20 protein-coding genes are annotated in these 26,491 nt (G+C 58.0%); 1 reads left to right on the top strand and 19 read right to left on the bottom strand.

Features of this window, described 5'->3' with window-relative positions; translation table 11 throughout:
• Positions 1–43 precede the first annotated feature (43 nt).
• The 6 genes from BUA44_RS01255 to BUA44_RS01230 form a co-directional block, all read right to left on the bottom strand.
• Positions 44–790, bottom strand: a complete 747-nt coding sequence (locus tag BUA44_RS01255) for a hypothetical protein (protein WP_072807750.1) — start codon at positions 788–790, stop codon at positions 44–46.
• Positions 791–998: 208 nt separating this feature from the next.
• Positions 999–2,645: a carboxypeptidase-like regulatory domain-containing protein gene (locus BUA44_RS01250; RefSeq protein WP_072807749.1), complete on the bottom strand. Its 1,647-nt coding sequence runs from the start codon at positions 2,643–2,645 to the stop codon at positions 999–1,001.
• Positions 2,642–3,478, bottom strand: coding sequence for a TIGR02147 family protein (locus BUA44_RS01245; protein WP_072807748.1), 837 nt, complete (start codon positions 3,476–3,478; stop codon positions 2,642–2,644). The genes BUA44_RS01250 and BUA44_RS01245 overlap by 4 nt, the downstream gene beginning before the upstream one ends.
• Before the next feature lie 102 nt (positions 3,479–3,580).
• Positions 3,581–3,958 carry a hypothetical protein gene (locus BUA44_RS01240; protein WP_072807747.1) on the bottom strand — a complete coding sequence of 126 codons (378 nt, stop codon included), beginning with the start codon at positions 3,956–3,958 and terminating at the stop codon, positions 3,581–3,583.
• Positions 3,959–3,961: 3 nt separating this feature from the next.
• Entirely contained in the window at positions 3,962–5,293 is a 1,332-nt protein-coding gene (locus BUA44_RS01235; RefSeq protein WP_072807746.1) for a GGDEF domain-containing protein, read from the bottom strand.
• A 66-nt stretch (positions 5,294–5,359) separates the two neighbouring features.
• Positions 5,360–6,424 (bottom strand): SGNH/GDSL hydrolase family protein, encoded by a 1,065-nt coding sequence (locus tag BUA44_RS01230; RefSeq protein WP_083579414.1) that lies wholly within the window; start codon positions 6,422–6,424, stop codon positions 5,360–5,362.
• 131 nt (positions 6,425–6,555) lie between these two features.
• On the opposite strand from BUA44_RS01230, the gene BUA44_RS01225 reads away from it, so the two are divergent.
• Positions 6,556–7,101 carry a c-type cytochrome gene (locus tag BUA44_RS01225; RefSeq protein ID WP_072807744.1) on the top strand — a complete coding sequence of 182 codons (546 nt, stop codon included), beginning with the start codon at positions 6,556–6,558 and terminating at the stop codon, positions 7,099–7,101.
• A gap of 26 nt (positions 7,102–7,127) precedes the next feature.
• On the opposite strand, the gene BUA44_RS01220 is transcribed toward BUA44_RS01225, so the two are convergent.
• From BUA44_RS01220 to BUA44_RS01160, 13 genes are all read right to left on the bottom strand, one after another.
• Positions 7,128–9,011, bottom strand: a complete 1,884-nt coding sequence (locus tag BUA44_RS01220) for a hypothetical protein (RefSeq protein WP_254794648.1) — start codon at positions 9,009–9,011, stop codon at positions 7,128–7,130.
• Between the two features lie 70 nt (positions 9,012–9,081).
• Positions 9,082–11,802, bottom strand: a complete 2,721-nt coding sequence (locus BUA44_RS01215; RefSeq protein WP_255370414.1) for a helicase C-terminal domain-containing protein — start codon at positions 11,800–11,802, stop codon at positions 9,082–9,084.
• 15 nt (positions 11,803–11,817) lie between these two features.
• Positions 11,818–13,602 (bottom strand): Ig-like domain-containing domain, encoded by a 1,785-nt coding sequence (locus BUA44_RS01210; protein ID WP_072807743.1) that lies wholly within the window; start codon positions 13,600–13,602, stop codon positions 11,818–11,820.
• An 11-nt stretch (positions 13,603–13,613) separates the two neighbouring features.
• Entirely contained in the window at positions 13,614–15,005 is a 1,392-nt protein-coding gene (gene lepB / locus BUA44_RS01205) for a signal peptidase I (protein ID WP_072807742.1), read from the bottom strand.
• Between the two features lie 6 nt (positions 15,006–15,011).
• Complete coding sequence (locus BUA44_RS01200) at positions 15,012–15,782, bottom strand: LytR/AlgR family response regulator transcription factor (RefSeq protein ID WP_072807741.1); 771 nt, start codon at positions 15,780–15,782, stop codon at positions 15,012–15,014.
• Entirely contained in the window at positions 15,779–16,225 is a 447-nt protein-coding gene (locus tag BUA44_RS01195) for a copper resistance protein NlpE N-terminal domain-containing protein (RefSeq protein WP_072807740.1), read from the bottom strand. Before BUA44_RS01195 ends, BUA44_RS01200 begins: the two co-directional genes overlap by 4 nt.
• Before the next feature lie 19 nt (positions 16,226–16,244).
• Positions 16,245–17,156: a formylglycine-generating enzyme family protein gene (locus BUA44_RS01190; protein ID WP_072807739.1), complete on the bottom strand. Its 912-nt coding sequence runs from the start codon at positions 17,154–17,156 to the stop codon at positions 16,245–16,247.
• A complete protein-coding gene (locus BUA44_RS01185; RefSeq protein WP_072807738.1) occupies positions 17,153–20,608 on the bottom strand; it encodes a hypothetical protein in 3,456 nt (1,151 codons plus the stop codon). Before BUA44_RS01185 ends, BUA44_RS01190 begins: the two co-directional genes overlap by 4 nt.
• Before the next feature lie 33 nt (positions 20,609–20,641).
• Positions 20,642–21,463 carry a hypothetical protein gene (locus BUA44_RS01180; RefSeq protein ID WP_143151811.1) on the bottom strand — a complete coding sequence of 274 codons (822 nt, stop codon included), beginning with the start codon at positions 21,461–21,463 and terminating at the stop codon, positions 20,642–20,644.
• A gap of 38 nt (positions 21,464–21,501) precedes the next feature.
• Positions 21,502–23,439 carry a tetratricopeptide repeat protein gene (locus BUA44_RS01175; protein WP_072807736.1) on the bottom strand — a complete coding sequence of 646 codons (1,938 nt, stop codon included), beginning with the start codon at positions 23,437–23,439 and terminating at the stop codon, positions 21,502–21,504.
• A gap of 3 nt (positions 23,440–23,442) precedes the next feature.
• Positions 23,443–24,216, bottom strand: a complete 774-nt coding sequence (locus BUA44_RS01170) for a PASTA domain-containing protein (protein WP_083579413.1) — start codon at positions 24,214–24,216, stop codon at positions 23,443–23,445.
• Between the two features lie 52 nt (positions 24,217–24,268).
• Complete coding sequence (locus BUA44_RS01165) at positions 24,269–24,982, bottom strand: Crp/Fnr family transcriptional regulator (protein WP_254794645.1); 714 nt, start codon at positions 24,980–24,982, stop codon at positions 24,269–24,271.
• 21 nt (positions 24,983–25,003) lie between these two features.
• Positions 25,004–26,308 (bottom strand): adenylosuccinate synthase, encoded by a 1,305-nt coding sequence (locus BUA44_RS01160; protein WP_072807734.1) that lies wholly within the window; start codon positions 26,306–26,308, stop codon positions 25,004–25,006.
• Positions 26,309–26,491 lie beyond the last annotated feature (183 nt).

The raw sequence follows: 26,491 nt of genomic DNA, 5'->3' as shown, positions 1-26,491 counted from the left end.
GGGCGAGCCTTTGAATAATGGGAAAAAGATGATTATTTTCAATTTACGGTGACGCCGAACTAGCACTTTCGGCAGACTCATCCCCATCAAACCTTGACTTGACCGGAGTGGACCAATTTTCAAGCACAAAAGAATCCAAATCAGCGGCAATAGAATCAAGAACGTCCTTATCGCCTAGTTCAGAATTCGTGGGCATCACACACGACAGCGACAGGGTTTTTGCGGCACAATCATCCTTGATATAATCTGCAAATTCGCCCACGTTTTGCGAACATTTTTCCTGGAAGAACATCAAATCCTTTACGCACGCTTCTTCCGCCTGGTACATCGTATTGCTCCAAAGCCACACCACATACCTTTGCGCATCCTTTTCTAACAAGCGATAATAAACGCCGTAGGCGCCCGTACCGTCACGCCCTGAATACTGGATTCCGTTTTCTTCATAGAAGGCACTAATATAGCCAAGAACCTTCTCGCCCACCGAGGGCGTGTACAGAGGCGTAGCTTCTGTCCTAAAAATATATTCCGTCTTTGACAACGGCTCAATACAATTGTAATCGTCCGTCAATTCTGTCGATGCAGGAGGGTTGCATTTTTTCGCCGTATCGACAGGAACTATTCCATAAGACACCGCAGAATCAAGGGAATCATTTGCCCCTCTTTTGGTAGACAAGGCGGAAGCCTTGTCACTATTTTCCATCTCCGCAGTCGCACCATTCGACGAATCGTCAGAGCAGGCACAGCACAGCAGTAGAGGGAATGATGCAAGAATGAGTGTTATCTTTTTCATAGGGCCTCCTTTAATTAAATATACTCCTTTTTGGCTCTTCTGAGCTAAGTGTGGAACATTTTTCCTAAAAGACAGCCTAAAAATGGCATAAAAACAATGGTAAAGGGCTTGAAATGGTTATAAAAAAAGAGATCCCCGCCTGCGCGGGGATGACAATACAGGTTCGCGGTTGCCGCGCCTCTACGAGGCCCGCAATGACAATTGAGTATTAGAACAGTGCGCCGTAGAGAATCACGTCATCGACGTAAAACTCGGAACCGTCCTGCACGAAGATGTGGAACTGCTTGACCCAGCTCTTGACTCCGCTCCACGAGGTGAAGCAAGATTCCGTCGTCGCGGCACCCACGCAGAGTTCCGCCGGGTTCACGCTGATGCGCTGCCAGTCCTTGGAAAGCGGGATCCATTCGGTGGCGGCCTTCAGGTTCTTGCTCTGGTCGATGTAGTTCTCGAGCGAAAGCCTTATGTTGCCGTTGCCCTTCGCATAGAACACCACGGAATCGATTTCGGAGAACTTCATGTTGTGCTCAAACGCGGTACCCACAAGCGCCCAGGCGTAATCGTCGTTGGCGAGCTTGTATGTGCCGTGGAACACCTTCGACTTGCGGGTCGAATCGTACACGATTCCTTCCTTCACGCTGTTCGCAGGCTTGATTTCGGTACCCTTCTTAAGGCTATCCGTATTCAGGTACCAGCCTTCGCCACCATTCTCGAAATCCTGCAACACCTTCACCGGGTTCAGGAACTGCGTGCTGTTGGATTCCGCCACGGTGTTCCATTCCGCATAGAGGCTGTTCAGGCTGTCGGCAGTCACGAAGTATATCGGGAGCGAATCGCCCGCAGGCACGCTCGGGAGCACGTAGGCGCCCACGTCGTTCGTCTTCACAAGCACATCGAGCCCGTAGACACCCACCCAGAGGAACTCATCCACCGTGCGGAGCGTTACTTTACTCGAAACAGACGCGGTCGCCGAAATCCATATGGTATCGAGATCCGGCAGGTCTTCCGCATCGAACACCTTCGAGAACGCAAACCCGTCAGAAACGACCGTCAGGCGGTATTCCCCCTTCTCGGGCCATTCCATGGTAAACCTGCCGTTCGCATCGGTGCGGACATCGGAATCCACCATCGCATTCTGGACTGCAAACTTCTCGGCCTTCGCGTCGGCTGCACGGAGAGCGACCGTCGCGTATGCGGCAGGGGAACCATTCTTCTGGAGCACCACGATTTTCCCCTCGTCAGGGTTCGGGGCGCGGTAGTCCTTCAGCACGGATTCGCGGGGTTTCAGGTACAGGGATTCTTCACCCAGGGATTCCTTGTAGTCGCCGTCCACGAAATACAGGCGCAGAGAATCGTTCGCCGGGAGCGACGGGAGTGCGAACCAGCCATTGGAATCGCTCTTCACGAGCACGTCGGTACCGTGCACGCCAACCCACACGTTGGAACTGCCCTCGGGCACATCCACGACACCCGCCATCAGGGCTGTCGCCACCAGGTTCACGGTATCGTTCACGGCGCCATTTTCGCCGAAGTCGCTACGGGAAACAATCTTCGAGAACGCGACACCATCGTGAACCACGGTCAGGCGGTACTTGCCATCGGCCGGAACCTTCACGTCAAACAGGCCATTCTCGTCGGCATACGCATCGGCCACGACAAGCGCATTTTCTTCCACGGCCTGGGCCGCCTTGAAGTCCACCTTACGCAATGCGACAGACGCGTAGGATGCGGGCTTGCCGTCAACGAGCGCAAGTCCGTTAGTGGTCTCGCTGCCAGGGCCCTTCGCAATATCGTCAGTTGCAGAAGAGCAGAACCAGGTAGCAAGCGCAACCGGTACTAGAAGAAGCAACTTTTTCATTTTTCCTTCTCCTGCAATTTCTTCGCAAACCCTATCGGGAACAACTGCACATTCAGCTGGAACACCGTATCGTCGCCATCGCCTTCCTGCGACAGGCGCAACAGTTCGCTACGGAATTCCTTGATCTTTTCGCGGATGAGCGCAATATCGTCCATGTTGAACGTCATGGTCACCGTGCTGATGTCGCGCAGCGGCGGCGCGTGGCGCTCGAGCGATTCGCCCGCGAGGCGGATAGTTTCCTTCTGGAACGTACGCACGGCCTCGGAGCGCCAGTTTCCACCGGTGCTCACGAAGGTGTCGTTCACCTTCCAGTAGCCGTCCCTATCCTTCGAAATCATGTTTAAATCATACAAAAGTTTTACGGCGCTCTTGGCCTCTTCCACCGTAATCGGGGGCGTACAGCACTCCGCAAGCCCCTCGTAGTCGTCCTTGAACCGGCAAATGCCGATAATCGAGCGGATAGAATTGCAGTACCAGTGACGGTAGAACTCGAGCTCCTTCTTCGCGAGCCTCTTCAGGGGGATTCCCTTCAGAATCTGCATCTTCTCGTAATGGTTCAAGGCCTCCGCATCGGTCTTCGCGCGCCCAAAACACACGAGTTCCGTCCAGTAGGCAGTCTCCTTCTCGTCGAGCTCGAAGAACTCGGCCATCGGCTTCACGAGCGAGAGTGTCAGGTGGATCTTCCCCTGCGATACGCGGAGGAGGTTGCCCGGGTCGGCCCCGAGCTTCATTGCCATGTAGCGCCAGGATATAACGGTCTTGCGCTGTTTGAAGTCATCAAACGCGTCGCGGATCCATTCACGGTAGTCTGTATATTCGAAAATCGGTTTCACAGAATTATCCTTGTCGTTACATCCCACAATACAATAGGTAAGGCAATGTCTGCCAATACCTTAAAAATAAAACTATCGCGGCCCGAAAGGTAGTAGCCGCGACTAGTCTCCGTTGTGAAAATTTACAACGACTTTTTCGGCACCGGAGCAAACGGCAGTAAACCTGCACTCGGTGGCAACTTCCGCCCCGGAATTCGCGCAAATTCCCTTAAATTCGAGGTTTTCGCCCTTGATATCGAACACGACATCGTAGTCGAGGGACTCGAACTTCGACTCCCGGACGGCCTTCTCGCGCATCAGGAGCGATGTGACGGATATCACGCAGGCATCCTTCTCGGGGTGGGCCTCCGCGGCCTCCGAAAGGGCATGCCAGTTGAGCTGGATGGGCTTGAAATCCACCTCCGGCTCCTTGTGCGCGCACGAAGCGAGCAACAGGGCGGCAAGCGCAAGGACTAACGGGAATGTCGCTATGCGGGGCATAGGCTAGCGGGCCTGGCGCCGGTAGGTCGCACTCGTCACGCGGTTGCGGCCGCCTTCCTTCGAGGCGTACAGGGCCTTGTCCGCACGCTCGAACAGGCGCTTCGGGTCTTCGCCCGCAATCATCTCGGAAATGCCGAACGAGCAGGTGATGCGCTGCTGGCTAATGAGCTGCGTGTTCTCGATAGCCACGCGGAGCTTCTCGGCCAGGAACTGCGCATTCTGGATGGGCGTCTCGCCACACAGGATGACGAATTCTTCGCCACCCCAGCGCACCAGGCTGTCGCTGTTGCGGATCTTGCCCTGGATAAGCTTGGTGAGGTTCACGAGCACCTCGTCGCCCACGTTGTGGCCGTAAGTGTCGTTCACTTCCTTGAAATGGTCGATGTCCAGGAGCACGAACGAGACCGGACTGCCATTCTTGGTCAGGTTTTCCTGTTCGCGCAAGAGCACGCTACCGAAGCCGGCGCGGTTGAGGCAACCCGTGAGCGGGTCGGTACGGCTGGACTTCTCGTACTCGCTCTTCTCGATCTCGAGGGCGGCCAGGTACTTCTCGAGTTCTTCCTGCTTCTTGCGGTTGGCCGCGCGTTCGCGGTTGTAGTCGAAGAAGCGGATGACGAGGATGATGAGGAAGGTCACGAACCAGAGCGCCACGAGGATGGTCACGAGGTCCACCTTCGAAATCTTCTTGCCCTTGAAGCAGAACCCGCGGATTTCGAGCGTGCCGTAACCGAGCGGAGCATTCGTGCCCGTTTGGATCTCAATGAGCGGGATGTTCGAGAGGTCTACGCGCGCCTTGTGCACGTTAATCTCGTTCTGGGCCACCCACCAGGAGGCCACGCGGAATTCCTGCGGCACGAACACAGCCGGGTAAGTCTCTTCGAGCGGGAAGAACTCGACTTCGTTGAACTTGAGCGAGCCCTCGTCGCCTTCTCGGTAAAAATCCGCATCGTAGCCGCGGAAGTAGATACGCACCGTACCTTCGCCGCGGGGCTTGACCCACACGAAGATGCTATCGAACTTGGAGAAGTCGCGGCCCTTGGTCTTGCCGTCGCCAAGCAGAATCTTCACGCCCGCATACGGGTAGGCATAGCCTTCCTTCAGTTCGTAGTCCACGATGATGGAGGAATCCGTGCGCGAAATCGCCACCGCCGAGGAGCCACCGTCGGCACTGTCCGTCTCGGCTATCACGTAGGGATAGTCGGAAAGGTTCAGGAACACGATATCGTCGAGACCGTTCTGGTAGGCAAAAAGGGCTATAACCGTTGCCGCCAGCAACACGAAGATCAGGATATTCATCCTGAAGAGAGCGTATATCTTTTCCATAATCCTGGACATAAAGTTCTTCCTTCCTATAACCCTTAGGAATAAAGATAAAATATTATGTGAAAAAAAGCACAGACTTTAGCGAGAAAGCCACCCTCCCAGGCGTGCAACGAGGGGGCGCAGCGTGTTCGCGAGTTCCTTCTGCGAGTTTTCGCTCGGATGCCCGTGCAGTGCGGTGTTCTCAGTGTAAACAAACTTATACAGAATGTCGGTCTTCCCCGCCGCAACCTGGTCATTGTAGATGCCCTCGACCACGCCGCCCAGGTCATCGTTCGGCCACGTCTTCGTCGCGACGAGCAGGAACTTCACGCCGGGGTGGAGCGCACGGAGCCTATCCAGGAGTTTCACGTACGCCTGCTTGAACTTGCCCACGTCCGCATACGGGGGCTCGCCCTGGAAGTCGTTTATACCCACGAACACGACCACGACCTGCGGATGGAACCTCTCGAAATCCCAGCGCTCGGTATTCGCGTCCTGCTCGGGCACGCCCATCATCGTGTAGTCATACAAAGTTTCAAGCGTCCATTCCGGGACGATGTTCGCGTAGTTGCGCACGAGCCCGCGACCGCTCACGGCATTCACGTGGTAATCCGCCCTGAGGCTTTCGGACAGGATGAAGGCATAGCTCTTCGAAGCGTTCGTCTTCTCGAACGGAGTGCCGTCTTCCGGACCCTTGCCTTCCACGCCGTACCCGACCGTGAAGGAATCCCCGATAAACTCGATGCGGCGGCTTGACGCCTTCGGCTTCTCGGCAAAGGAACCCTTCTTCCCGAGGTCGATACCGTGAATGCAGAACTTGCCCGGGTTGGACTCGCTCACCTTGACAAGGCGGTAGGTATGCGGCTTGCCATCCTTCGGGGTGGAAAACTTCTGCTTCTTGCGGTCGGTAACCGTGACATACTTCTGCGGCTTGCCATCTATCTCGAAAAGGAAACGCGCCTCGCCCTCTATGTCGAACGTGACCTCGCCCGTGACAGCCTTGAAGGCAACCGACACGGCGGGGGCGCTTGCACACAGGCAAGTATCCTGCACGGACCAGCGGCCGTTCAGGGCGAAGGACTCTTTATCGATGGGCATGGAAGCACCTCCATATACGGTGGCGGCGAGCACGAAGGCGACCGACAAGAACATATTTGTATTCATACGGGATAAAGTAGAAAGTTCTTTTACGGGCAAGCAGGCTCGCGGGTTTACGAGCCGCACTTTGCAAGGATACGAACCGCACCTTGCAAGGATACAAACTGCGCGGACCGCGTGTTTTTTATATTCTCAGCATGCAGATGCGCAAGGTGACGTTTATCGCGGGGACCCTCGCCGCCCTCTACGGGGCGGCTGCGGTTACTGCCGGGGATACCCCGGGAGTCGCGCCGGTCGCACGCCCTACGCAAGACGCTGCTAAAGATGCTGCGCCGGTGGTAAATGCGCCGGCTAAAGACGCTACTAAAGATGCCACGCAGGCAGTAAACGCGCCGGAGCCAGGGTCGCCAGGAGACACGCTCACCCGCGAGGACAAGCGCATGGCCTACCTCGTGTACAAGCTGCTCGACAAGAACGGCAAGATAAAGGGAGCGAACCTCAAGCGCGGCGCAAAACTCTTTTACCAGAACTGCAGGCCCTGCCACGGCGAAGACGGCATGCGCGTAAACGTGAACCCTTCCGGCAGGCCTATCTACATAGGGCAGCGCGCACGCGAGGACATGCCCACGTTCTGGTACCAGATGAACTTCGGCGACGAAGACCGCAACATGGAAGCCTACTACGACGAGATTACGCTCGACGAGATGAAGGACATCGCGGGCTACGCGCAGACACTCCCCTGACGCAGTCTTGAACCGCGCCGAGAACATTACGCGATTTTCTGCATCACCTTGATTTCTTGGATAAACGAAAGCTGCAGCGGCATGCCCGCCTCGGCGCCCTTCTCCTGGATTTCCACGTTGAGGGGGGCCTTCGCGAGGTGCAGCGCATGCACGGTGAACACCAGCTCGCGCACCTTGTCGGCACGCTTCGCGGGGTCCTTGACCTTCGCCGCGAGGTAGGTGCCCGTGAGTTTCGCATAACGTAACACCTTCACCAGGTCGAACGAATCGAGCTTCTGGTAAACGGAGCCGTACTTCGTGGAATCAAGGGCCGACTGCACCGTCGCCTCGTCCACGTCGTCCTTGAGCTCGTAGTCCACGTTGCCCTCGGCGGGCCACGCAATCGCAAATTCCTTGCGCCACTCGTCGGTCGGGGCGTGGTCGCGCTTCTTCGCGGAGCGGTCGGCAAACGGGCAGTACCCGAAACTTTCCAGGATATTGAGCGCGGCGGGTTCCTTCTTCTGGTCGAGCACGAACCCGTAACCCGGGATATACTCCTCGACGCATTCCATGAACTGCGGGAAGCGCGTGAGCTCGCCCAATATCTTGAGGTCATCTATCTTGAGGAGGCGCACCGTGCGCACCTTCGCCCCGTAGAAGGAGGCGTTCCACTCGCGGAAGGTAGAGAGCACGTTCTCGGGCGGCTTGATCCAGGCGATAAGCTGTTCCATGTCCGATTCGGGAATGTCGCTCTTGAGGCCCGCGATGTAGGTTTCCTTCTCGAAGTTGAAGCAGAGGAAGGCCTCGTCGTTCTTGACCTTCGCGAGGCATGCCACCGTAAACAGCAACTGCGGCGACATGGAGGCGCTGACCACCAGGTCGAAGTTCGGGAGCATCGACACCTGCCCTTCGTTCTGCGGAAGTACCGAGCTTGCCATCCATTCCCTTCCGACTTCGCTCACGGCAATCGCGGACACCTTGCCCGACTCGAACTGGAACTTCAGGAGACCGATGAGCCAGAGTTCGCGCATGGGACGCGGGAGGTATTCCCAGGCGAGGTGCCTGTTCGACTCGAGAATGCGGCAGGAAGGATCCATGACCCAGAACAGGTACGCCGCATCGCACACGCAGCGCGGTTCGGCAACGCAGCGCAGCAGGCGCTTCAGGTGGAGTGCATCGTTACGGAAACGCACCTCGAGCCACCACGTAAGCACGTACTGGTGCAGGCGGAAACCGCTCGTGCGCAGGAACTCGTATGCGGCCTCCGACGGGTACAGGAACGAATTTTCCTGTTCGAGCCATTCCCTCTGCGTGAGGAAACTGAAAATGAGGGTGAGCTCGTTCTCGCTCGCCTTCGCGGAAACCTTCCCCGAGGCGGTAAAAGCGTCGATGCACATCTGGTAGCTGCGGCGGTTCAGCGTGCCGTTCGTGTTCACGCGCAGTTCGCCGCGCTTGGCAAGCGAAAGTACGAGGCAGATATGCCATGCCAGCAGGCTACCGTATTCCTGGTAGGGCTTCGAAGATTCGGGAGCGCCCTGCAGTTCAATCTCGAAACTGTGCGCAAAATCGGTAAAGCCGTGGTACACGGCAACGCCCGAGGCCTGCGACCTCCACAGCAGGAACTCGCGGCACATCTGCAAGAGGAACGTGCGGAGTTCCTTGTTCTTCGCCACGGGTACGGTAAGGCGGAGCTCGTTGTAGGTGAGCCCGCGCGAGGCGCTATGATACACAAGGTTCAGGCAGCGTTTCTGCCACGGTTCCATGTGCGCAAAAAGTTTGGCAACACGGTCCCTATCCGAAAAATAGGTCAAGACTTCAGACTGGATAAGTGCATTATTCAACAGGCCCTTCTTGCCGTAGGCCCTAGCGTGGACATCGCGAAGCAGCGGCTTCGACATGCCGTCAAAAAAACTCTTCAAATCAAACATCATGCATCCTTCAATGGGGACGCAAATTTAGAAAAATTTTATCCGGGATGTCTAAACGAACGCGGGAGAAGTGTCAAGAAACAAACTTCTTCACGTCGTCGACACTGTTCGCGGTAACATGCTTCATGTTCCAGATGCGCGCGAACGTCTTGCCGTACGCCTCGGTCACCACGCGGTTGTCGAGAATGAGCACCTTGCCACTATCGTTTTCCGTGCGCAGGAGCCTGCCCAGTCCCTGACGCAGTTCCATGTACGCCTCGGGTATGTAGTAGCTCTTGAACACGTTCTCGCCCTTCGCCTTCAGGTCGGCGGAAATGCCCGCCACCAGCGGGTCGGAGGGGTTCGGGAACGGGAGTTTCGTCACGACGAGCAACTTGAGCGCATCGCCCGGGAAGTCGACACCTTCCCACAGGCTCTGGCACCCGAGAAGGCACGCGCCGCGCGACTTGCGGAACATCGCAATGAGGCCGTCGAGCGCGCCGTCCACATGCTGGCACAGCAAGAGCTTGCCCTTCGCGGCAAACACGGGAGCGAGAGCCGCCTGCGCCTTCATCATCGCAGAGATGCTCGTGAACAGCACCATCGTGTTCTCTTCCACATCGGGGAGCACCTGCACGAGCGTCTCGTTCAGCGCGTCGCCGAATTCGGGAGTCGAGGGCTTCGGCAGGTAGCGCGCCACCTGCACGGTGCGGCGTTCGTCGCTTGCGAACACCTCGCCGAACGCCTTGAGGAACGGGCGCTTCGTCTCGAGTTCCGACATGCCCATGCGCCCGGCGTAGTACGAGAGGTCACCCTGCACGGCAAGCGTCGCCGAGGTGAACGTCGCGGACTTTACCCACGGGTAGAATTTCTCTTTCCAGATATCGCCGGAACGGAGCGGTACGGCGTGAATCTTGATGGTGTGCGGGTTGAAGGGTTCTTCCATGTAGAACACCCAGCCATCGCGACCCGCCTTCACGAGGAACTCGAAATCGGAAGCGAAACGCGAGAGTTCTTCCATGCGGCCCGAGAAATCCCTCAGGAGGCCATCCAGGCCGGCGACACCCGCAAGCATTTCCGCGAGGGAATTCGCGCGGGACTTCGCGAGTTCGAACTGGTCGAGCACGTTCTTCGGGTCGGCCTCGAAATCCGCCGCAATTCCGTTCCTGTAGATAAGTTCGCCCTTCCCCACCTTCTGCTTCGAAAGCTTCTTGCCTATCTTCATGAAGAAGCGGTGGAGCGCCTTTTCGGCTTCGCCGATATCGGCGGCGAGTTGCGTGCATTCGGCATGCGCCGCATCGTTCTCGGCAGGGATGCGCTTCTCGATTTCGGCAAGGAGCCCGCCGGGCACGCCCTTCGGGGGCACGAGCGTCTTCGCCACGTTCCTGAACCGGAAAAACGACACGTGACGGCCAAAGCTCTGGTTGCTGAGTTCGGGCAGGCGGTGCGCCTCGTCGAATACCACGTGTTCGTACGCGGGGAGCAGCGCAAAATCGAGAGCGAGGTCGGCAAGGAACAGCGAGTGGTTCACCAGCAGCAGGTTCGAGGCCACCGCCTCGCGCTTCGCCCTGAGGGCGGGGCATACCGCATGGTACTTGCACTTTTCGCCCAGGCACGACGCGGCCGTGCTCGCAAGCTTGGACCACAGCACGCGATTGCGCGCACAGCTGAACGAGTTGCATTCCCCGATATCGCCCTTCCCGGTAGTTACCGCCCACGGGAGGAGCGCCATGAAGGAATCGCGCTCTTCCGCCGAAAGGAGCGTCGAGGGGGCGTTCAAAATTTCCATCAGCTTGCGCACGCACAGGTAGTTGTCGCGGCCCTTGAGCACGCACGCCTTCAGCTTGCCATCGTACAGCGGGGCAATCTGCGGGATATCGTGCCCGATGAGCTGTTCCTGCAGGGCATGCGTCGCGGTGCTCAGCACCACGCGTTCACCCGCGACAGCCTTGTTCGCCGCCGCCACAAGGTACGCAAGCGACTTGCCCGAACCCGTCGGCGCCTCGAGCACGCAGATGCCGCCCTTGTACAGGTTACGTTCCACGCACGAGGCGAATTCCTGCTGGTTGGGGCGGGCCTTGAAGTTTTCCACCGTCTTCGAGAGGAGCCCGCCCTCCTTGAAGAAGGCGTCCACGCGCGGAGCCTTCGAGGCGACGACAGCACCCGCGGGGGCATCGCCTGCGCGCAATGCAAGTGCGGGTTCGGCAAGTTCACCCTCGGGAGCCGTACCGAAAAGTTTTTCCCAGTCGGTATGCGCCGCAATGCGGGTAAGGGCGCCCACGAGCCACGGGTCGAGAGCGCGAATTTTCTCGTACGCCATCACGAACAGCTTGCCGCACGCATCCGCATCGGGGAGTGCGCGGTGGGCGCGGCTGCGCTCGATGTTCAGCACCTGCGTGAGCGTATCGAGCCTGTGGTTGGGAACATCCTGGTAGGCAATTCTAGACAAGGTAAGCGAATCCCACACGGGATTATCCAGCGGGATACCCACCTTTTCCATCGCACTCTTCAAAAAACGGGAATCGAACGCCGCGTTGTGCGCCACGAGCGGCATGTCGCCAATGAAGGCGGAAACCTTTCCGGCAATGCCCGCAAATTCCTCGGCACCCGCGATATCCTCGTTCGAAATTCCCGTGAGGCTCTCGATGAACGGGCGCAGTTTTGCAGACGAAGGGCGCACCAGGTAATCCACGTTCTCGACAGGAGCGCCGTTCTCGAAGCGGACAAGCGCCACCTCGATAATTTCGTCCTTCTCGAATTCAAGACCGGTGGTTTCCAGGTCAACCGCAACAAACGCAGGAATCTTTTCCATCATCTAAGCCTCACAAAATCAGGGAAGCGCCGGCATGTCCGGCAAAAGTTTTGCAATATCGTTCTCGCCGTTCGCCACATGCACCGTATCGGTAGGCGCACGCCAGGGCTTTCCGTAACGGAACGGAGAAAGGGAGCCGCCATCGGGCGTAAGCCTGCCCTCTTCCGCATAGTAGTAGTCAATAAAATACTTGCCTTCCATCAGGTTGTCGAACGCGAATTTTCCGCCGTGGTCGCACTTCGTGTAGAAGTACTTCTTGGTATCGACAGAGGCGAGTCGCACCGTCACGCCCGGGTTCGCATTCTTGAGCGTGCCCTTGAGCGACGCAAGCTTGATCTTCGGAACGGTTTCAAAGCGCACCAACTTCTTGTACTTGAGTTCTATAACCGTATCGCGCACGCCGTTGCTATCCGCCTTCGCGAGCGTCGTGTCCATGTAACCCATCAAGAAATCCACCGCGGCATCGGTCGGCCAGGGCTCGGCAGGCACCGCCATGAACCGGATGGCATCGAGGCGCTTCATGTTGACCTTCACCGTATCCTTGTTTATCGCCACATGGAACGTTTCCTTGAGCGAATCGAGCGGCTTGTTGTAGGCCACCACGAGCGTATCGCCCGGGAAGGCGGACTTTGTCATCGAACGGAGCGAAGTCTTCGCAACCACCGGGTCAAGCGTATCGCTCGCCTTCTCCACCCAGTTCCATTCCACCTCGTCACGCAGGGTATCGAGCTTACGGGAAAGAGAATCCTTCGCGTACTTACAGGCAAACTTGTACGTAAGCTCGGGAGCGGGGATAGAATCGAAGTAGAACTGAGGCTTGTTGCTCGAGGCCCCCATATACACGTACCTCGGGTGCACCGTACTGCCGTCGGGGTAAGTCAGCGTACAGTTCGCGGTATCAGCGAACGCGGAATCAAAGAACACCGGCCTCGAGAAGTTCGCCTCGAGCACATGCGCAAAAGGCTGGCTCACCGATTCCAGTTCCAGGAGGGACGTATCCTGGTCGGCAAGCGCCACCCAGAGCGTATCCTTCGTTTCCTCGGTCAGTTCGAGGTCCTTCACCCACACGCCCGCGAGTTCCTGCGCAGGCTCGATTTTCTGGTTACCGTTCACGTCCACGAACGCCACCACGCGGTAACGGCCCGGCTTGAGCCCCGTAAGCGTAAAGCTGCCCACGCTATCCGCGCGCGTCATGAACAGCGGGGGCTCCTTCGTGAGCAGCGGGAGCGTATCGAGCACCTTCGTCGCCGTATCGCGGTACTTTTCCAGGTACCTGCGGCCCTCGCGTTCCGCGCCCATCAGGAACAGCCCTATGCTCGGGTAAGTCTTCTTGCGCGTCATGGAATCGTTCACCAGCACGCGGCCCGAAAGAGTGAGCGAGTCGATATGGTCGCCCGTAGAAAACACCACGTTGAACGGCTTTGCAAGCGCGTTGCCGTGCAGGTCCTTGATGCCGCTCGCGAACGTAACCGTGTACGTCGTTCCCGTATCGAGCGTGGCACGCGAAGTGAGCACCACCGTCTTCCCGCTCACCTCGAACTTCATCTTTCCCTCGATAGGCGGAGAAATCGATACGGCGCTGCGCGGGATAGACGCGTTCACCCACTCGTCAAATTCCAGCTTCACGTAGAGTTCTTCGGGATGGTTCGTCGTATTCGGGGCCGGGTAAACCGCCGCAATGCGGGGAGGCAACTTGTCTTCGGGCCCGCCGCCCGGCGCCACCTGCGTCGCGCACGCCCAAAAGCCGATGCATGCAAGCACCAATGCAAGGGCGTAGACGTATGCGGGGCGGCTCTTCTTCATCAGGCTATTCCTTAACGCTCGATAAGCGGGATTACCTTGCCAATGCGGGACCAGCGGATACGGAAGGGAATGCGCCACCAGGTGAACGGATTCCCCAGGCTGAACGCCTGGTCGTCGTTCTCGAAGGAGAAGTAGATGACGGAAGCCTTCGCGCGGATATTCCTCAGGTTCACAAAGCCCCAGTAACGGCTATCGGCGGAATTGTCGCGGTTGTCGCCCATCATAAAGAACAGCGGAGTCTTCACCGTATAGCGGTCAATCTCCTTCCCGTCAATCGTGAGCTTGCGGCGAATCTCGAGACGCGGGAGCGTATTCGGTTCCGCAAACACGCTGCCAGAAGCAAGCGTATCCCTGCCGGCGCTGTCCTGTGCCACAGCGGAATCCGCAACAACAACCGCAGGGGAACTGTACATCGCGACATTGCCCTCGAGGTCACGCAGTATCGAGCCTTCCAGCCCCACATAGCTCACCTGGCGCGTAAACCCGCCTTTCGCGTGCGGGTCGAACAGCGGCAAAAAGCCGATGCGTGCAAGTTCGCGGAAGTACGAGAAACTCATCGCGCCGCTCACCGTATCGCCCTGCGTAAGCCTGTGCTGGATTACGGTCCTGTTGCGCGTGAACATCGCATTCAAGAGCATGCCGCGATCATTTTCCACCGGCACCTTGAAGTCGGTAAACTCGAAGTTGTTGTCCTCCACACCGTCCTTCAACAGCGTAAGTTCCAGTTCCACGTGGCTATCCGGATTTTCCTGCAGGATTATGGAACGCATCCACCAGAGTTTCTCGAGCGGGAGCGAATCCAGCACGAACTCGTCACCCACACTCGGAATCACGAAGGTCTCGCGCTCGTCACGCGGGGACTTGCTGCGGTACGTCTCGGTCCACTTGCCACGTCCGGGAATCGTATCCTGCCTGACTCCATTGATGTAGAGCCTTCCCTCGTGTACGGCAACGGTATCGCCATGCACGGCGACGCAACGCTTGATGTAGTCCTTCGGGCCGTCCGCGAAGTGCACCAGGTGCGGCTGCCCCGCCTCGGGTTCGTGGTCCCAGTAGAAGTTCCCGAACATCAGCGCGTTGAACAGGTGCGTGTAGCGTGCGGGATTGTTGTCGGGGTATTCCGGCTCCCCCGGGTAACGGAAAATCACCACGTCGCCGGGCTTGGGTTCGGCATACCCAGGGAAGTGCTTGTTGGTAAACGGAATCGGGGAACCGTAGGTGAACTTGAGCCCCAGCAGAAAGTCGCCGGTATGCAAGGTGTCTTCCATGGACCCGCTCGGGATCTGGAACGCCTGAATCACGTACTGGATTACCACGAGCGCAAGCACAATAGGCACGATTATCTCGCGCGCGAGCGACTTCAGGAATTTCTTTATCGAGAACTTATTCGGATTCTGTTCCATAATTCACTAGAGATTGCGTACGGACTTCACGAAGTTGCGGCTCACCAGAATCTGCGTGCGGTCCTTGTCGCGCAGCACCACATTCAGGCGGCTCATGTCCGACTTGCGGATTTCGGCGATGTAGTCGATGGCCACGAGATGTGCACGGTGCACACGCACGAACTGGCGCGGGTCGAGCTTCTTCTCGAGATCCACGAGCGGAGTGTCTATGATGTACTGGTTCGTCGGCGTATAGACGGTCGTGTACTTCTCCTCGCTGTGGAAGCGAATAATCTCGTCCACGTTCACAAGCAAGATACGGTCACCGATCTTCACCTGGATGCGCTGCAGGTACTGGTCGCCCATCGCCATGAGGGAGCGGAACTTTTCCCACGAGAAATCCGCGGGCATCTGGTTCGTCGCCTCGATATCGGGCAGGCGCTTGCGCAACTTTTCCATCGTCGCCTCGAGGCGTTCGGGGTCTACCGGCTTCAGCAAGTAATCCACCGTATTCTCCTCGTAGGCGCGGAGTGCAAAGTTCTCGTACGCGGTAGTGAACACGATGAGCGGCATCACGTCCTCGTCCACGTTCTTCAGCACCTCGAAGGCATCCATGTCGGGCATCTGGATATCGAGAAACACCACGTCCGGAGTGAGCTCGTTTATCTTCGAAATCGCCTGGGCGCCCGAGCCTGCCTCGTCGATAATCTCGAGGTCCTCGGAATACTTTTCCAGGAGCGAACGCATGCGCACGCGGGCGAGCGGTTCGTCGTCAACAATCAGCGTCCTTGCCTTCATTTTACTTCTCCTTCCTTTTTCTTGGGTGCAGTAATAATCTTTATAAGGTCGGCCTTCATGCCGTTCTCGTCGAGGTAGACTGTACCGGCACCGGTAAGCATCGAGAGCGCACCATACTTGTCGACCGCAAAGTTCAGGCGAAGCCCGTCATCGAGCACCACGGAAACCTTCCCGTCGCCAAACGAGTACTTGCCTCTGAGCGAATCGACCTTCACCGTATCGGTCATGAGAGTCTGCACAAAGAGCAGCGTGCTGTCTTCGGCAAGTTCCATGCGAACGCCGCGGGCCTTGCAGTTTTCACAGGGGAGTCTGCCCGAATAGAGGCCCACGAGAGTCTCTGGGATTTCCACCTTCGGCAATTCGGGGAGCGGAGCCGGTTCTTCCTTGGAGCAACCAGCCAAAAATAGACCCATACAAAGGGTCGCAAGCACAATCCTTTTCATGGGCTATAATCTAACAAAATTAGAGCAGTCCGCGGGAATAAACCACGCGGAACCCAAGCGTCGGAGCCGTATAGAGCGGGTCCTTCTTTTCGCGGACATCCGGAGCGCAGTCCTTGATGGGGTCGCTCCAGCCGCCACCGCGCACCACGCGAGCCGTACCCGAAGTGGCACCCGTGTAATTGTCCATGGCCTTCGTCGGGAATGCGCCGTACCAGTCGTTTACCCATTCGGCGACGTTACCCGCCATGTCGTACAGGCCGTAAGGATTCGGCGGATAGCTCCCTACCCTCGTGGGGCCAGAAGTTTGTCCGTAATACACGTAGTCCGAGGCCTTGTCCGTACCCCAGTAGAACATCGTATTCGTACCGCCATGCGCAGCGATTTCCCACTCGATTTCTGTGGCAAGACGGAATGCTTCCACCCCGTAATCGATTTCGAGAGCCTGCAGGTAATTCTTGTCGCCCACGGAAGAATAGACGTAGGCCGTATCGAGCCCCATGCTCTTGGAAAGTTCATTGCAAAAGAGTACCGCATCGAACCAGGAAACATTCACCACGGGGTTCTCGGGGGCATCCTTTGGCTGGTCAGGCATGCCGCCCATCGCCTCTGCATATGCCGCCTGCGTCACTTCCGTCGCCGAAACGGAATACGCACTGAAAGAGAACTCGGCAGAATTGACCTTCGCCTTCCCGCCCTGGAATTCAACCCAACGCAGAAGATTGTAGATAGAAGAATCGCGTTCCCCGCCATTCCCGGATTCACTACTGGAAGATTCAGTGCCAGAAGAAGAACTCGCCGTTCCCGAATCGGACTTCGGGGCCGTCGGGGCAATCTCTTCGGGTTCGCCGCTTGCCGTGCAGGCAGAGAACATGAGCAGGAACGAGATAGCCACGCTTGCAAGCGTTAGTTTGTATAAATTTCCGCGGGTCATTTGATTACACCCACGCGGTAGAGTTTCTGCTTCGTCTTCCCGCTCTTGAACTTCACCTTGAGTTTCACCGTATAGACGGCGGAACCGAGCTTCTTCAGGTCGAGATTTTCGAACTGGTTGCGGCCCTGCGCAGGTTCTTCCATCTTCTGCTTGAACACGCAAAGGCCCGTAATATCGTAGAACTCGAGGGTCGCTTCCTTCGCCTGCGCGCCAATCTCGAAACGCGCCTTCGCGACACCTCCGCGTACCGGGTTCGGGAACACGAAGAACTCGCTTATCTCGTCCTTCTCTTCCATCTTCTCCACGTCGCCGAGCCTGCTGGCATCAAAGTAACCCGTGCGCTCGTTGCCACCCGCGGGGAGAGCCCATGCCGCATGCGATTCCGCAGCCGACCCGTTCGCCTTGCGCAGGCGGAAAGCGGAGAGGCTGTTGCGGTGCAATGCGTAAAGTTCAGGCCCCGCGGACTTCTTTCCCGGAACCGCATCCGCGACAAATATGCTCATCGGGTAGATTGTCCCAAGCGTATCCTGGTATTCAAAGCTTCCTGCGGCCAGCGGGAACTGGTCCTTCACTTCCGTGCCCTTGCCTGTGTACGCATACACGAGGCCGTCGCTGCTCGGGACAAGAATCTCGGGAATGTCGTCGCCGGTAACGTCCACAAGGAGCGGGTCGCTCATGAATCCCGTAACCGGCGTACCGCGGGAAATCTTCACCGGGAAACCAGCAATCGGGAGACCCGAGCGGTCGAGCGCATACACGAGGTTGTCGCCCAGGAACACGATTTCGGGGTAGCCGTCGCCGTTGATATCACCCAGCGCAATGCCGGAAGTTTCATCCTTCAGGCCACTTGTGCCACCGGCGCCGCGCTTGTAGCTTTTTGTCCATACAGTCTTGATTCTGTCTTCCATCTTGAAGGCGGCTACGGTCCCGCGGCTGCCCACAATTACAGGTTCATTCTCACCATCCCTATCAATGTCCGCACAAGCAACACGGAAGGTTTCACCCTTCTGCTTCGAGACGATTTCGGACCTGCTCATTGCCATGCCCGTGGGTACAGCAACACGGAGGATTTCTCCACCCGAGCCGGCAACCACAAGGAAATCCACGCCATCCTTGTGCGGGCAATACGCCATGTCTTCCGAAACAAATCCAGGTTCCTTCCAAGCAGGGGCAGCGTCTTGCCATTTGAGTTCTCCATCTGACAGCACCGCATGATCGACAGCGTCCTCACGAAGTACCCAAATGCGGTCATCCACAATAACCGGGCCGGCAACCGCACCCGTCATCCTTTGTGCATCGACGGTCGGGAGCCCACCCTTGAAAGATGTTCTCACGAAGTGCTCCTTATGCAGGCTGTAAACGTCCTTGCCGTCGCTGGCCATGCCCACCAGCGGGCCGTAGCTTGCGCCCACGCGGTACAGCGGCACTTCGCGCTCGGCGCCGTCGCGGGTCAGCGGCTTCTGCACAATCGCGGTATCGGCAACGAACAGCGTATCGCCCAAAGCATTAAAGACCTGCAGCGTTCCGTCTTCCGCACCCACCACGAGAATCTTCTCGCCCTCATTTTCAGGATCATTCACGAACACCGCGCCGCGCACCGCCGAATTCAGGCCAATCTCGCGCGGGAACTTACCGCCCTCGATGCTCCCGTCGTCAATGCTTATCGTCACACTGATTGTCTGTGCCGCAAAGTTCACCACGCTGTCGCCCATGAATGCGTTCGCGGTCTTTTCCTCGCGGGCATCCTTCGGCACGTTCACCGTAATCTTCACGCCGGTATAGCCACCCATGGTGGTCATCGTGTTCGCGTAGCCCGAGGGCCCGATCGCCTTCACCGTATCGAATTTCTTCTTTTCGGAGTAGCGCAAGTGCGGCAACAGGTCCGTACCGCTTCCGTAGTCGTATGTATCCTCGCCTAGCGCGTTCTTGAACGTCTTCCCGATAGAGAGAACGCCGTCGGATTCCACCATCGCGATTCCGAACTGGTGGTCGCGCAGGGTGTCGCCGCCCCAGAAGTTCGCGATGCCGTACTGCAAGGTCTCGCGCAGGTACCAGTCGTTCACGCGCCACACCACGATGCCGCTCGCCGGCAGCCCCGCATCGTAGCTGCTCAGGCCAACGATAAGGCCCTTCGCCTTCTTCTTGTTTACGGTGAACTTGCCATCCACGCAGGCGCCGTCCTTGTTCTTCACGCACACGCTGTCCTCGAACACGAGGCTCAGGCTATCCACCGGCACCGTGCGCCAGGTGGTATCCACGTCATCGTCCGTCGTCCCGAGAATCACGTTCACCGTACCGTCATCGCTCCAGCTGCGCTGGCGATTTTCGATAAGCAAGTACTCGCTCGCGCTGAGCGGCACCTTCACGATTTCGGTGCCCTTGCCCGTACCTGCCGCGGCAATATCCACCGTCACGGGTTTCCCTGCCACCGGGCGCACTTCCTTCACCTGCGACCAGCCCATGTAGGCGCGTTCCCACGCGGCAGGCATCGAGGGCATGAATCCGTTGCCCGCGTTGTAACCCGCAAAGTCCATCACGTCGTAATAGCCGAGGCGGCTTATTCCCTTCACCACGTCGTAGGTGTTCGGGAGCCCGATCTCGCGTGCAAGCTGGTTCACCAGAATCCCGTTCACGCCCCAGTTGAGGCCATCCTGCGAGGCGGTCTCGCTCAGCACCATCACCGAACGGAGCGTATCGACCTTCCCGCCCGGAATGCGGATACCCATCGTCGCGGTATCACCGACGCTCGTAAGCCCGATAATCGGTTCTGCGGCCTTGCTCTTCGCGGAATCGGCCAGCAGGTATTGCCAGTCGTCGCCGGCAATGTAGATGTCCATAAAGTCGCCCGGAGTGTCCGCACCCTTCGTGCCCATGCTCCCGCCATCCACCAGGCGGCTCGCGCCCGCATGTATAATCATGTAGGCGCGCTTCACGTTCGGGTTCTCCGAAACCGGAATGCGGAACGGCCCCGCCTCCGAGGAATCTGCGGCGGCAGCGGCAATGGCGTCGTAAATGAACGTGAGGTAGTCGCGACTGCGGGCCTCGTCGTACTCGGCAGTCTTTTCGCCCTTCTTCTTGCTCGTGCGGTTGTAGTCGATAATCGGCTTGGCCAGCGTATAGACGGTAGAACCCGTGGAGGGGTCAGGGAACACGCGGGCCTTTACCACCAGGTTCCCGCCGCTCACTGCATTGAAGTAGTTGTTCGCGAATTCAAAATGCTTGAGCCAGTACGATGCCGTACCCCTGCGGCCCGGAGGGTCGAGGCTGTAGGCGTCCTTCTCCTTCTTGTCGGAATCGAAAACGCCCGTGCCCGTCGTAAGCGAGTTGTCGTTCTTCTCTTCCTGGAACTGGATACGCAGCGCAAACACTTCAAGAGTATCTACGGCGAACGAGTTCGGCGCAAAAGCGAGTACACCCAAAAACAATGCAAATAGGGTCGCATTAAACTTCATGGTTACAATTTACAAAAAATAGGGCCTGAAAAGTTATTCCCCGACGGCCTTGTAACTTCTGGGAACGGTAAGGCGCCAGGTCCCGGGGCTAAACGATTTCCCGCGGGCCACCTTCTTCACGCGGATTTCGAGATACTTCGCGCCGCCGCGCTCGAACACGATTCTTTCGGGCATCTCCACGCCCTCGAACTCCCTGAAGTCAAAATAGCGGATGGTTTCAGGCTTGCCGTCACCGCCCATACGCGAGAGCCACGCCACGTGCTGGCCTTCCTTCGCGAACGTAAACGAGCGTCCCGTCTTCTCGCGGGCATAGGTAACGCCCTCCACCCGCGTGGAGTCGCCAGGCGGTTCAACCTCCTCGTAGCCCTCGGGCAGGAGCGTTCCCTTGAATAGCGAGGCCACCTGGTGAATGTTCACCGTCGGGATGGAAGGTTCACCGAAAAGCCCCACCATGTAGCCCGCGCCCTTCATGTAGAGTTTCTCCGTCGGGAAGGTCATGGTCCAGCCTTCCTCCTGCCACAGGAGCGAGGCGACGCCTATCCCCATCGGGCCCGTGAGTTCCATGCGGTAGCGCTTCCCGGGTACCGAGAACAGTACCGCGTCCAGGTTCTGTTCCTTGCCGTTCTGGTCCACGAGGGTAATCGCCATCTTCGCGCGGAGGCTATCAGGCTTCGGCGCTTCGGGCGCACACGCCACACCTGCATTTGCCGCACTTGCCGCGCCATCTACTGCGCCGGCATCTGTTGCACCGGCCACGCACTTCGCCGCAGTCGGTTCCACTGCGGGTTTCGACGACGCACACCCCGCAATCCACACGGTCACGGCACAAAGCACAGCGAGCGCAATGCGGTTCACAAAAGCAGTGCGATTTAAGACAAACGAACACATGAATACTACTTCTTGCCCTTCAGGAATTCGAGCGCCGCCGGGTGTCTGGGCTTGAGTTTCAGGAGCCTGCGGTATGTTTCCGCCGCCTCGGTCTTCTTGCCTGCGGCATCCTGTATCGCGGCCAAATGTTCCAAGTACTCGTCATCGTCCTTGAACTTTTCGGGATTGACCTGCAAAATCACCTCGAGCGCTTCCTGGAAGCGGCCCAAGCGGTAGAGCCCCCAGGCCTTGGAATCTATAATCGCATCGGGCTTGTCGCCCTTTATCGCGTCGAGCGCCTTGAGTACGAGCGAATAGCCGTATTCCACCTCGGCCTTGTTGCGGTTCAAGTTAATGAGCGTATAGCCGTAGTAGTTTGCCACCTCGGGGTAGTCGAGCTTTTGCAGCTGAGGCGACTTGAGGATAGCCTCGAACATCGCAAACATCTCGTCTATGCGGCCGAGACGTTCGAGGTTGCGGGCCATCGTAAAGCGGAGCGCGGCATCGTCGGGTTCTTCGGCCAGAATACTTTCCCAGAAGAGATGCGCCTTCGTGCGCGCCTCGCGTGCAGCGGCACGGTTCAGGGAATCCTTCAGGGATTCCTTCGGCTTGCCCGCAGTGAGATTTTTGAAGAAATCCGTAAACACGGTCTTGCCTTCGAGATCGCGCGCCTGTAACATAAGCACGTCGGCATAGGCACGCTGGAACCTGCGGTACTTTACCTTCGCGGCGGCCATCAGCTTGTTCAGTTGCGCGGAATCCACGACCGCCTCGAGCGGGGTCCACTTGCTCCACACGCCGAGCATCGAATCCAGCAGCGCATACGCCTTGTCAAATTCCTTCGCCGTACCGAGCGCAAGCGCAAGGAACACCTTCCCTTCGCCCTGCAGCAGGGAATCCGCCTGTTCCGCATAACGCACGCCTTCCTTGTTCTGCCCGCGACTAAAAGCGATTGCCGAAAGGGTCCTGCAAGCCTGTGCCCCGTAAGAAGGATCGCGCACCAGCTTCAGGTGGACACTGTCCAAATGGACCTTCGCGCTGTCAGTCTCGCCCAGCATGTACTCGTTGAGCCCCAGGTGGTAAATGAGTTCCGGCACGCGAACGCCATCGTCGTAATACTTCTTCTTGAGGAACTTGAGTACAGGTTCACGCGGGCCATCGACAAAAGTGAGGAGAGCAAGCTCGATCATCATCGCATCGGATTCGGTCGAACCCGTAATGGTATCGGCAATCGCGCGCGCCTCGACAAAACGCTTCTGCAGCACCAGCGCATGCATGCCCTTCGCCAGGTATTCCCTGTCGCCCGTAGCGTCGTACGCGTTCATGAAGAGTTCCACGACAGCGGAATCCCGCCCCAGTTCGGCGAGCAGCTTTACCTGCCTGTTGAAAAGCGACTGGATGTAGTTCGCCTGCGGGAGCAGCCGGTCGTACACGCGAACCAGTTCTTCCTTGTCCTGCACTGCTTCCAAAAAGAGGCTGTAGTCGTACAGCAGCTTCATGTCCTGGTTCTTCGAGGAATCGAGGGCGGCCACAAAGTACTTGCGGGCGGAATCGGCAATGCCTGCCACCAGATACACGCGCGCCATCGTCTCGAGCTGCGATGCAGTCACCTTCCCCTTCAGGGAATTCGCCTTTACCGCAATGCCGACCGCAAGCGAGTCCGCGCCGTGGGCAAGCAGTTTCTGCGCCACCTTGAAGGCAAGGTAGCGGTTCTGGGGGTCGTACTGCCACGCAAGAATCCACAGCGAGTCGGACTCGCGGTCAAGCCCGCGGAGTTCCATGTCCATCGCGGCGATAAACGCGGCATGCGCCGTATCGAGATTGCCCTTGTATTCCTGCGGGGCAGCCGCAGCAGGCGCCGCCGGAGCATCACTATCCGTTTTTTTCACGGGAGCCGAGCTGCACGCCACAAGGGCGAACGCAGTACAAGCAAGTACGGCAAGCAGCTTGGCAAAAAAATTCATAGTTTAGTCCACAATGACGAAATCGATTTTCGTGTCGGGCTTCAGGTAGTCGCCTTCCTTCGGAGCGGTCTCGAGGACCGTGCCCGACATCTCGCCGTTTTCGCCCTTCACGCGCTTGATCTTACCCACGCGGAACCCGAGCTTTTCGAGTTTCGGGTAAACGTTATCCATTATTTCGCCTTCGAACGAAGGAAGCATCACCTTGCCGGTGGTTACACCCGCAGAAATAACGACCTTCACCGTATCGCCCATACGGACCTTGTTACCCGCCATCGGTTCCGTGCGGATAACTACCCCGCGGGGGATACTCGCATGGGCGCCCTTCACGATTTCGCCCTGCACGAGGCCGGCACGGGTAAGCGAGATTTCGGCCTGCTTCTGGCTCTTGCCGCGCAGGTCGGGAATTTCCACCTCGCGCACGCCGAGGCTCCTGGTGAGCTTTACCGTGCGGCCGAGCTTTGCGGTACGGCCCGCGGCAGGCATCTGCACGAGCACCATGCCCGCAGGCACCTGTGCGCTGTAGCGGCCCTCCTCGAGCCATTCGTACTTGAATCCGGCGGAGTCGAGCGCCTTTTCCACTGCAGAGGCCTCAAGCCCTTCCAGGTTCGGCACTATGCCCGTCTTTGCGAAATGCCCGGAGAATATAGGCAACGCAATCTTGTCGACAACAAAGGCGAGCACGGCCAGGCCCACAATCCAGACTATTACCGCCTTCACGATAGGCGACGTCTTGAACCAGGTCAACAACTTGTTTATAATGGATTTTAGTTTATTCATACAGCGGTCATTAGTCACAGGTCAATAGGCGGCTGCAACGCGCCGCCAACCACTAGCCCTTCGTAGCCTTTTCCTGCAAGGCGCTTTCGTCGAAGATGACGATGTCCTTGCCGGTCATGGCAATCGCGTTCGTCTTCACCAACAGGGAGCAGATGCGGCTCACGGTCTCGCGGGTAGTACCCGACATGTCAGCCAGCTGCTGCTGGGTCGGGCGGTTGTGGATGACCGTCACCATGTTGCCGTTGTCGGTATGGATACGCACGCCGCGTTCTTCCATGAGGTTCAGGAGAGTGCCGGCCACGCGCCCGCTAACAGACATCGTGGAGAGCGACCCGATCTGGCGGTTCGCCTTGCGGAGGCGCTTGCTGAGTTCACTCAGGAGGCCCATCGCAATCTCGGGGGACTGGCGGATAAGCTGCAGGAAGGATTCACGGTGGATGATGAGCAACTGCGCGTCGGTCACGGTGCGCACCGAGGCAGACCTCGGTTCGCCGTCGATGAGCGACATTTCGCCGAAGAAGTCACCGCGTTCAAGGAAGCTGAGGATCGTTTCGCGACCATCGACGCCGGTCATGTAGACCTGCACCGAGCCCGACGCAATGAGGTACAGGGCCTGCACCGAATCGTCGCCCTCAAGCACAACCGTCTCGTCGCGGTTGAAATTCTGGGACACCACCAGATTGGCAAGCATCCCGATCTGTTCTTCGCTCAACTCCGAGAAGAGTTCAACGCCCTTCAGCAGTCCAAGAATTGTAGAGTCCACCATGTGCGATTCTCCTGTTTCTAGTTACAGACCCAACCCCTTCGCGAGGCCCTTATCGATTACGATACTCTGGTCGCGCTTAGCGCCAATAGACATCATACCAATTTTTACGTCAACAAGCTCAGCCATTTTCTGCAAATATTTTTTTGCGTTTTCCGGGAGCTCGTCGTAACTGCGGCACTTGGTCGTGTCGCACTTCCAGCCGGGCATTTCCTCGTACACCGGAGTGCAGCGGCCCACCTTCGAGAGCTGGTTCGGGATAAAGTCGAGCTTTTCGCCGTCGCATTCGTAGTGGGTGCAGATTTTCACCGTGTCGAAGGTGTCGAGCACGTCGAGCTTGGTGATGGCGAGGTGCGTGAGGCCGTTCACGACGGCCGCCTTGCGGACGACCGGGGCGTCGAACCAGCCGCAACGGCGGTTGCGGCCCGTGGTGGCGCCATATTCGTTACCGATCTTGCGGAGCGTGTCGCCCGTCTCGTCCAGAAGTTCCGTCGGGAAGGGGCCGTTACCCACGCGGGTCGTGTACGCCTTCACCACGCCCCAGACTTCGTCCAGGGCCGTAGGTCCGACGCCCGCACCGCAGCTCGCGTAGCCCGCGACCGTATTGCTGGAGGTCACGAACGGGTAGGTACCCTGGTCCACGTCGAGGATGGTGCCCTGGGCACCTTCGAACACAAGGCGCTTGCCGGCCTTCACGGCCTTGTAGAGCATCTCGCTCACGTCGGTCACGAACGGCTTGATCTTCTGGCCGAGTTCGAGGTAGTCCTTGATGACCACTTCGGGGTCAATCGCCGGGACATCGTACATCACGGTAAATTCTTCGTTGTGGACCTTCGCCATCGCCTCGACGCGGGGGCGCAGTTCGCGTTCGTCCATGAGGTCACCCACGCGGACGCCGATGCGGTTCACCTTGTCGCTGTAGCAGGGGCCAATGCCGCGGCCCGTCGTGCCGATGGCAGCCTTGCCCGCCTTCTTTTCCTTCGCCTTGTCGAGCGTGGAGTGGTACGGGAGCACCACGTGGGCATTGTTCGCAATGAACAGGCGGCCTTCCGGGTTGATTCCCTTCGTGTGGAGGTCGGCAATCTCGGCAAGCGTCTGGATGGGGTCGAGCACGACACCGTTACCGATGACGCAAATCTTGTCCTGGTGCATGATGCCCGAGGGAATCAGGTGGAACACGAACTTCTGGTCGCCCACCTCGACGGTGTGGCCCGCATTCGCGCCGCCCTGGAAGCGCACGATGATATCCGCATCGAGCGTCAAGAAATCAACAACCTTCGCCTTACCTTCATCGCCCCACTGGGAGCCGATTACAACACGATTTGCCATATATCCTTCGTTTTTGTGACCCGGAGCAAAGCCTTGGCGGGCAGCCCGCGGGTCGATTGCTTGTTTAAAACGCGAAATTGCAACGCGGGGGATTTCCCTGCGCCCTTTTTCGCCCAAAAGATAAAAAAGTGGCCGTTATCGCGGACCGGGCAATCCGCCAGCAACGCAAAAAAGCGTGATTTT

The sequence above is a fragment of the Fibrobacter sp. UWR3 genome (genome assembly GCF_900143055.1).
In the GTDB taxonomy this organism is placed as follows: Bacteria; Fibrobacterota; Fibrobacteria; order Fibrobacterales; family Fibrobacteraceae; genus Fibrobacter.
This window is presented reverse-complemented; position numbering and strand designations above follow the sequence as displayed.

Bases quoted from the DNA above. Each gene is read 5' to 3' on its own strand.
- BUA44_RS01250 (WP_072807749.1), bottom strand. From the start codon at position 2,645: ATGAAAAAGTTGCTTCTTCTAGTACCGGTTGCGCTTGCTACCTGGTTC.
- BUA44_RS01235 (WP_072807746.1), bottom strand. From the start codon at position 5,293: ATGTCCAGGATTATGGAAAAGATATACGCTCTCTTCAGGATGAATATC.
- BUA44_RS01165 (WP_254794645.1), bottom strand. From the start codon at position 24,982: ATGGTGGACTCTACAATTCTTGGACTGCTGAAGGGCGTTGAACTCTTC.
- BUA44_RS01200 (WP_072807741.1), bottom strand. From the start codon at position 15,782: ATGAAGGCAAGGACGCTGATTGTTGACGACGAACCGCTCGCCCGCGTG.
- BUA44_RS01170 (WP_083579413.1), bottom strand. From the start codon at position 24,216: ATGAATAAACTAAAATCCATTATAAACAAGTTGTTGACCTGGTTCAAG.
- BUA44_RS01190 (WP_072807739.1), bottom strand. From the start codon at position 17,156: ATGACCCGCGGAAATTTATACAAACTAACGCTTGCAAGCGTGGCTATC.
- BUA44_RS01220 (WP_254794648.1), bottom strand. From the start codon at position 9,011: ATGATGTTTGATTTGAAGAGTTTTTTTGACGGCATGTCGAAGCCGCTG.
- BUA44_RS01185 (WP_072807738.1), bottom strand. From the start codon at position 20,608: ATGAAGTTTAATGCGACCCTATTTGCATTGTTTTTGGGTGTACTCGCT.
- BUA44_RS01215 (WP_255370414.1), bottom strand. From the start codon at position 11,802: ATGATGGAAAAGATTCCTGCGTTTGTTGCGGTTGACCTGGAAACCACC.
- BUA44_RS01230 (WP_083579414.1), bottom strand. From the start codon at position 6,424: ATGAATACAAATATGTTCTTGTCGGTCGCCTTCGTGCTCGCCGCCACC.
- BUA44_RS01175 (WP_072807736.1), bottom strand. From the start codon at position 23,439: ATGAATTTTTTTGCCAAGCTGCTTGCCGTACTTGCTTGTACTGCGTTC.
- BUA44_RS01225 (WP_072807744.1), top strand. From the start codon at position 6,556: ATGCAGATGCGCAAGGTGACGTTTATCGCGGGGACCCTCGCCGCCCTC.
- BUA44_RS01210 (WP_072807743.1), bottom strand. From the start codon at position 13,602: ATGAAGAAGAGCCGCCCCGCATACGTCTACGCCCTTGCATTGGTGCTT.
- BUA44_RS01160 (WP_072807734.1), bottom strand. From the start codon at position 26,308: ATGGCAAATCGTGTTGTAATCGGCTCCCAGTGGGGCGATGAAGGTAAG.
- lepB (WP_072807742.1), bottom strand. From the start codon at position 15,005: ATGGAACAGAATCCGAATAAGTTCTCGATAAAGAAATTCCTGAAGTCG.
- BUA44_RS01255 (WP_072807750.1), bottom strand. From the start codon at position 790: ATGAAAAAGATAACACTCATTCTTGCATCATTCCCTCTACTGCTGTGC.
- BUA44_RS01240 (WP_072807747.1), bottom strand. From the start codon at position 3,958: ATGCCCCGCATAGCGACATTCCCGTTAGTCCTTGCGCTTGCCGCCCTG.
- BUA44_RS01195 (WP_072807740.1), bottom strand. From the start codon at position 16,225: ATGAAAAGGATTGTGCTTGCGACCCTTTGTATGGGTCTATTTTTGGCT.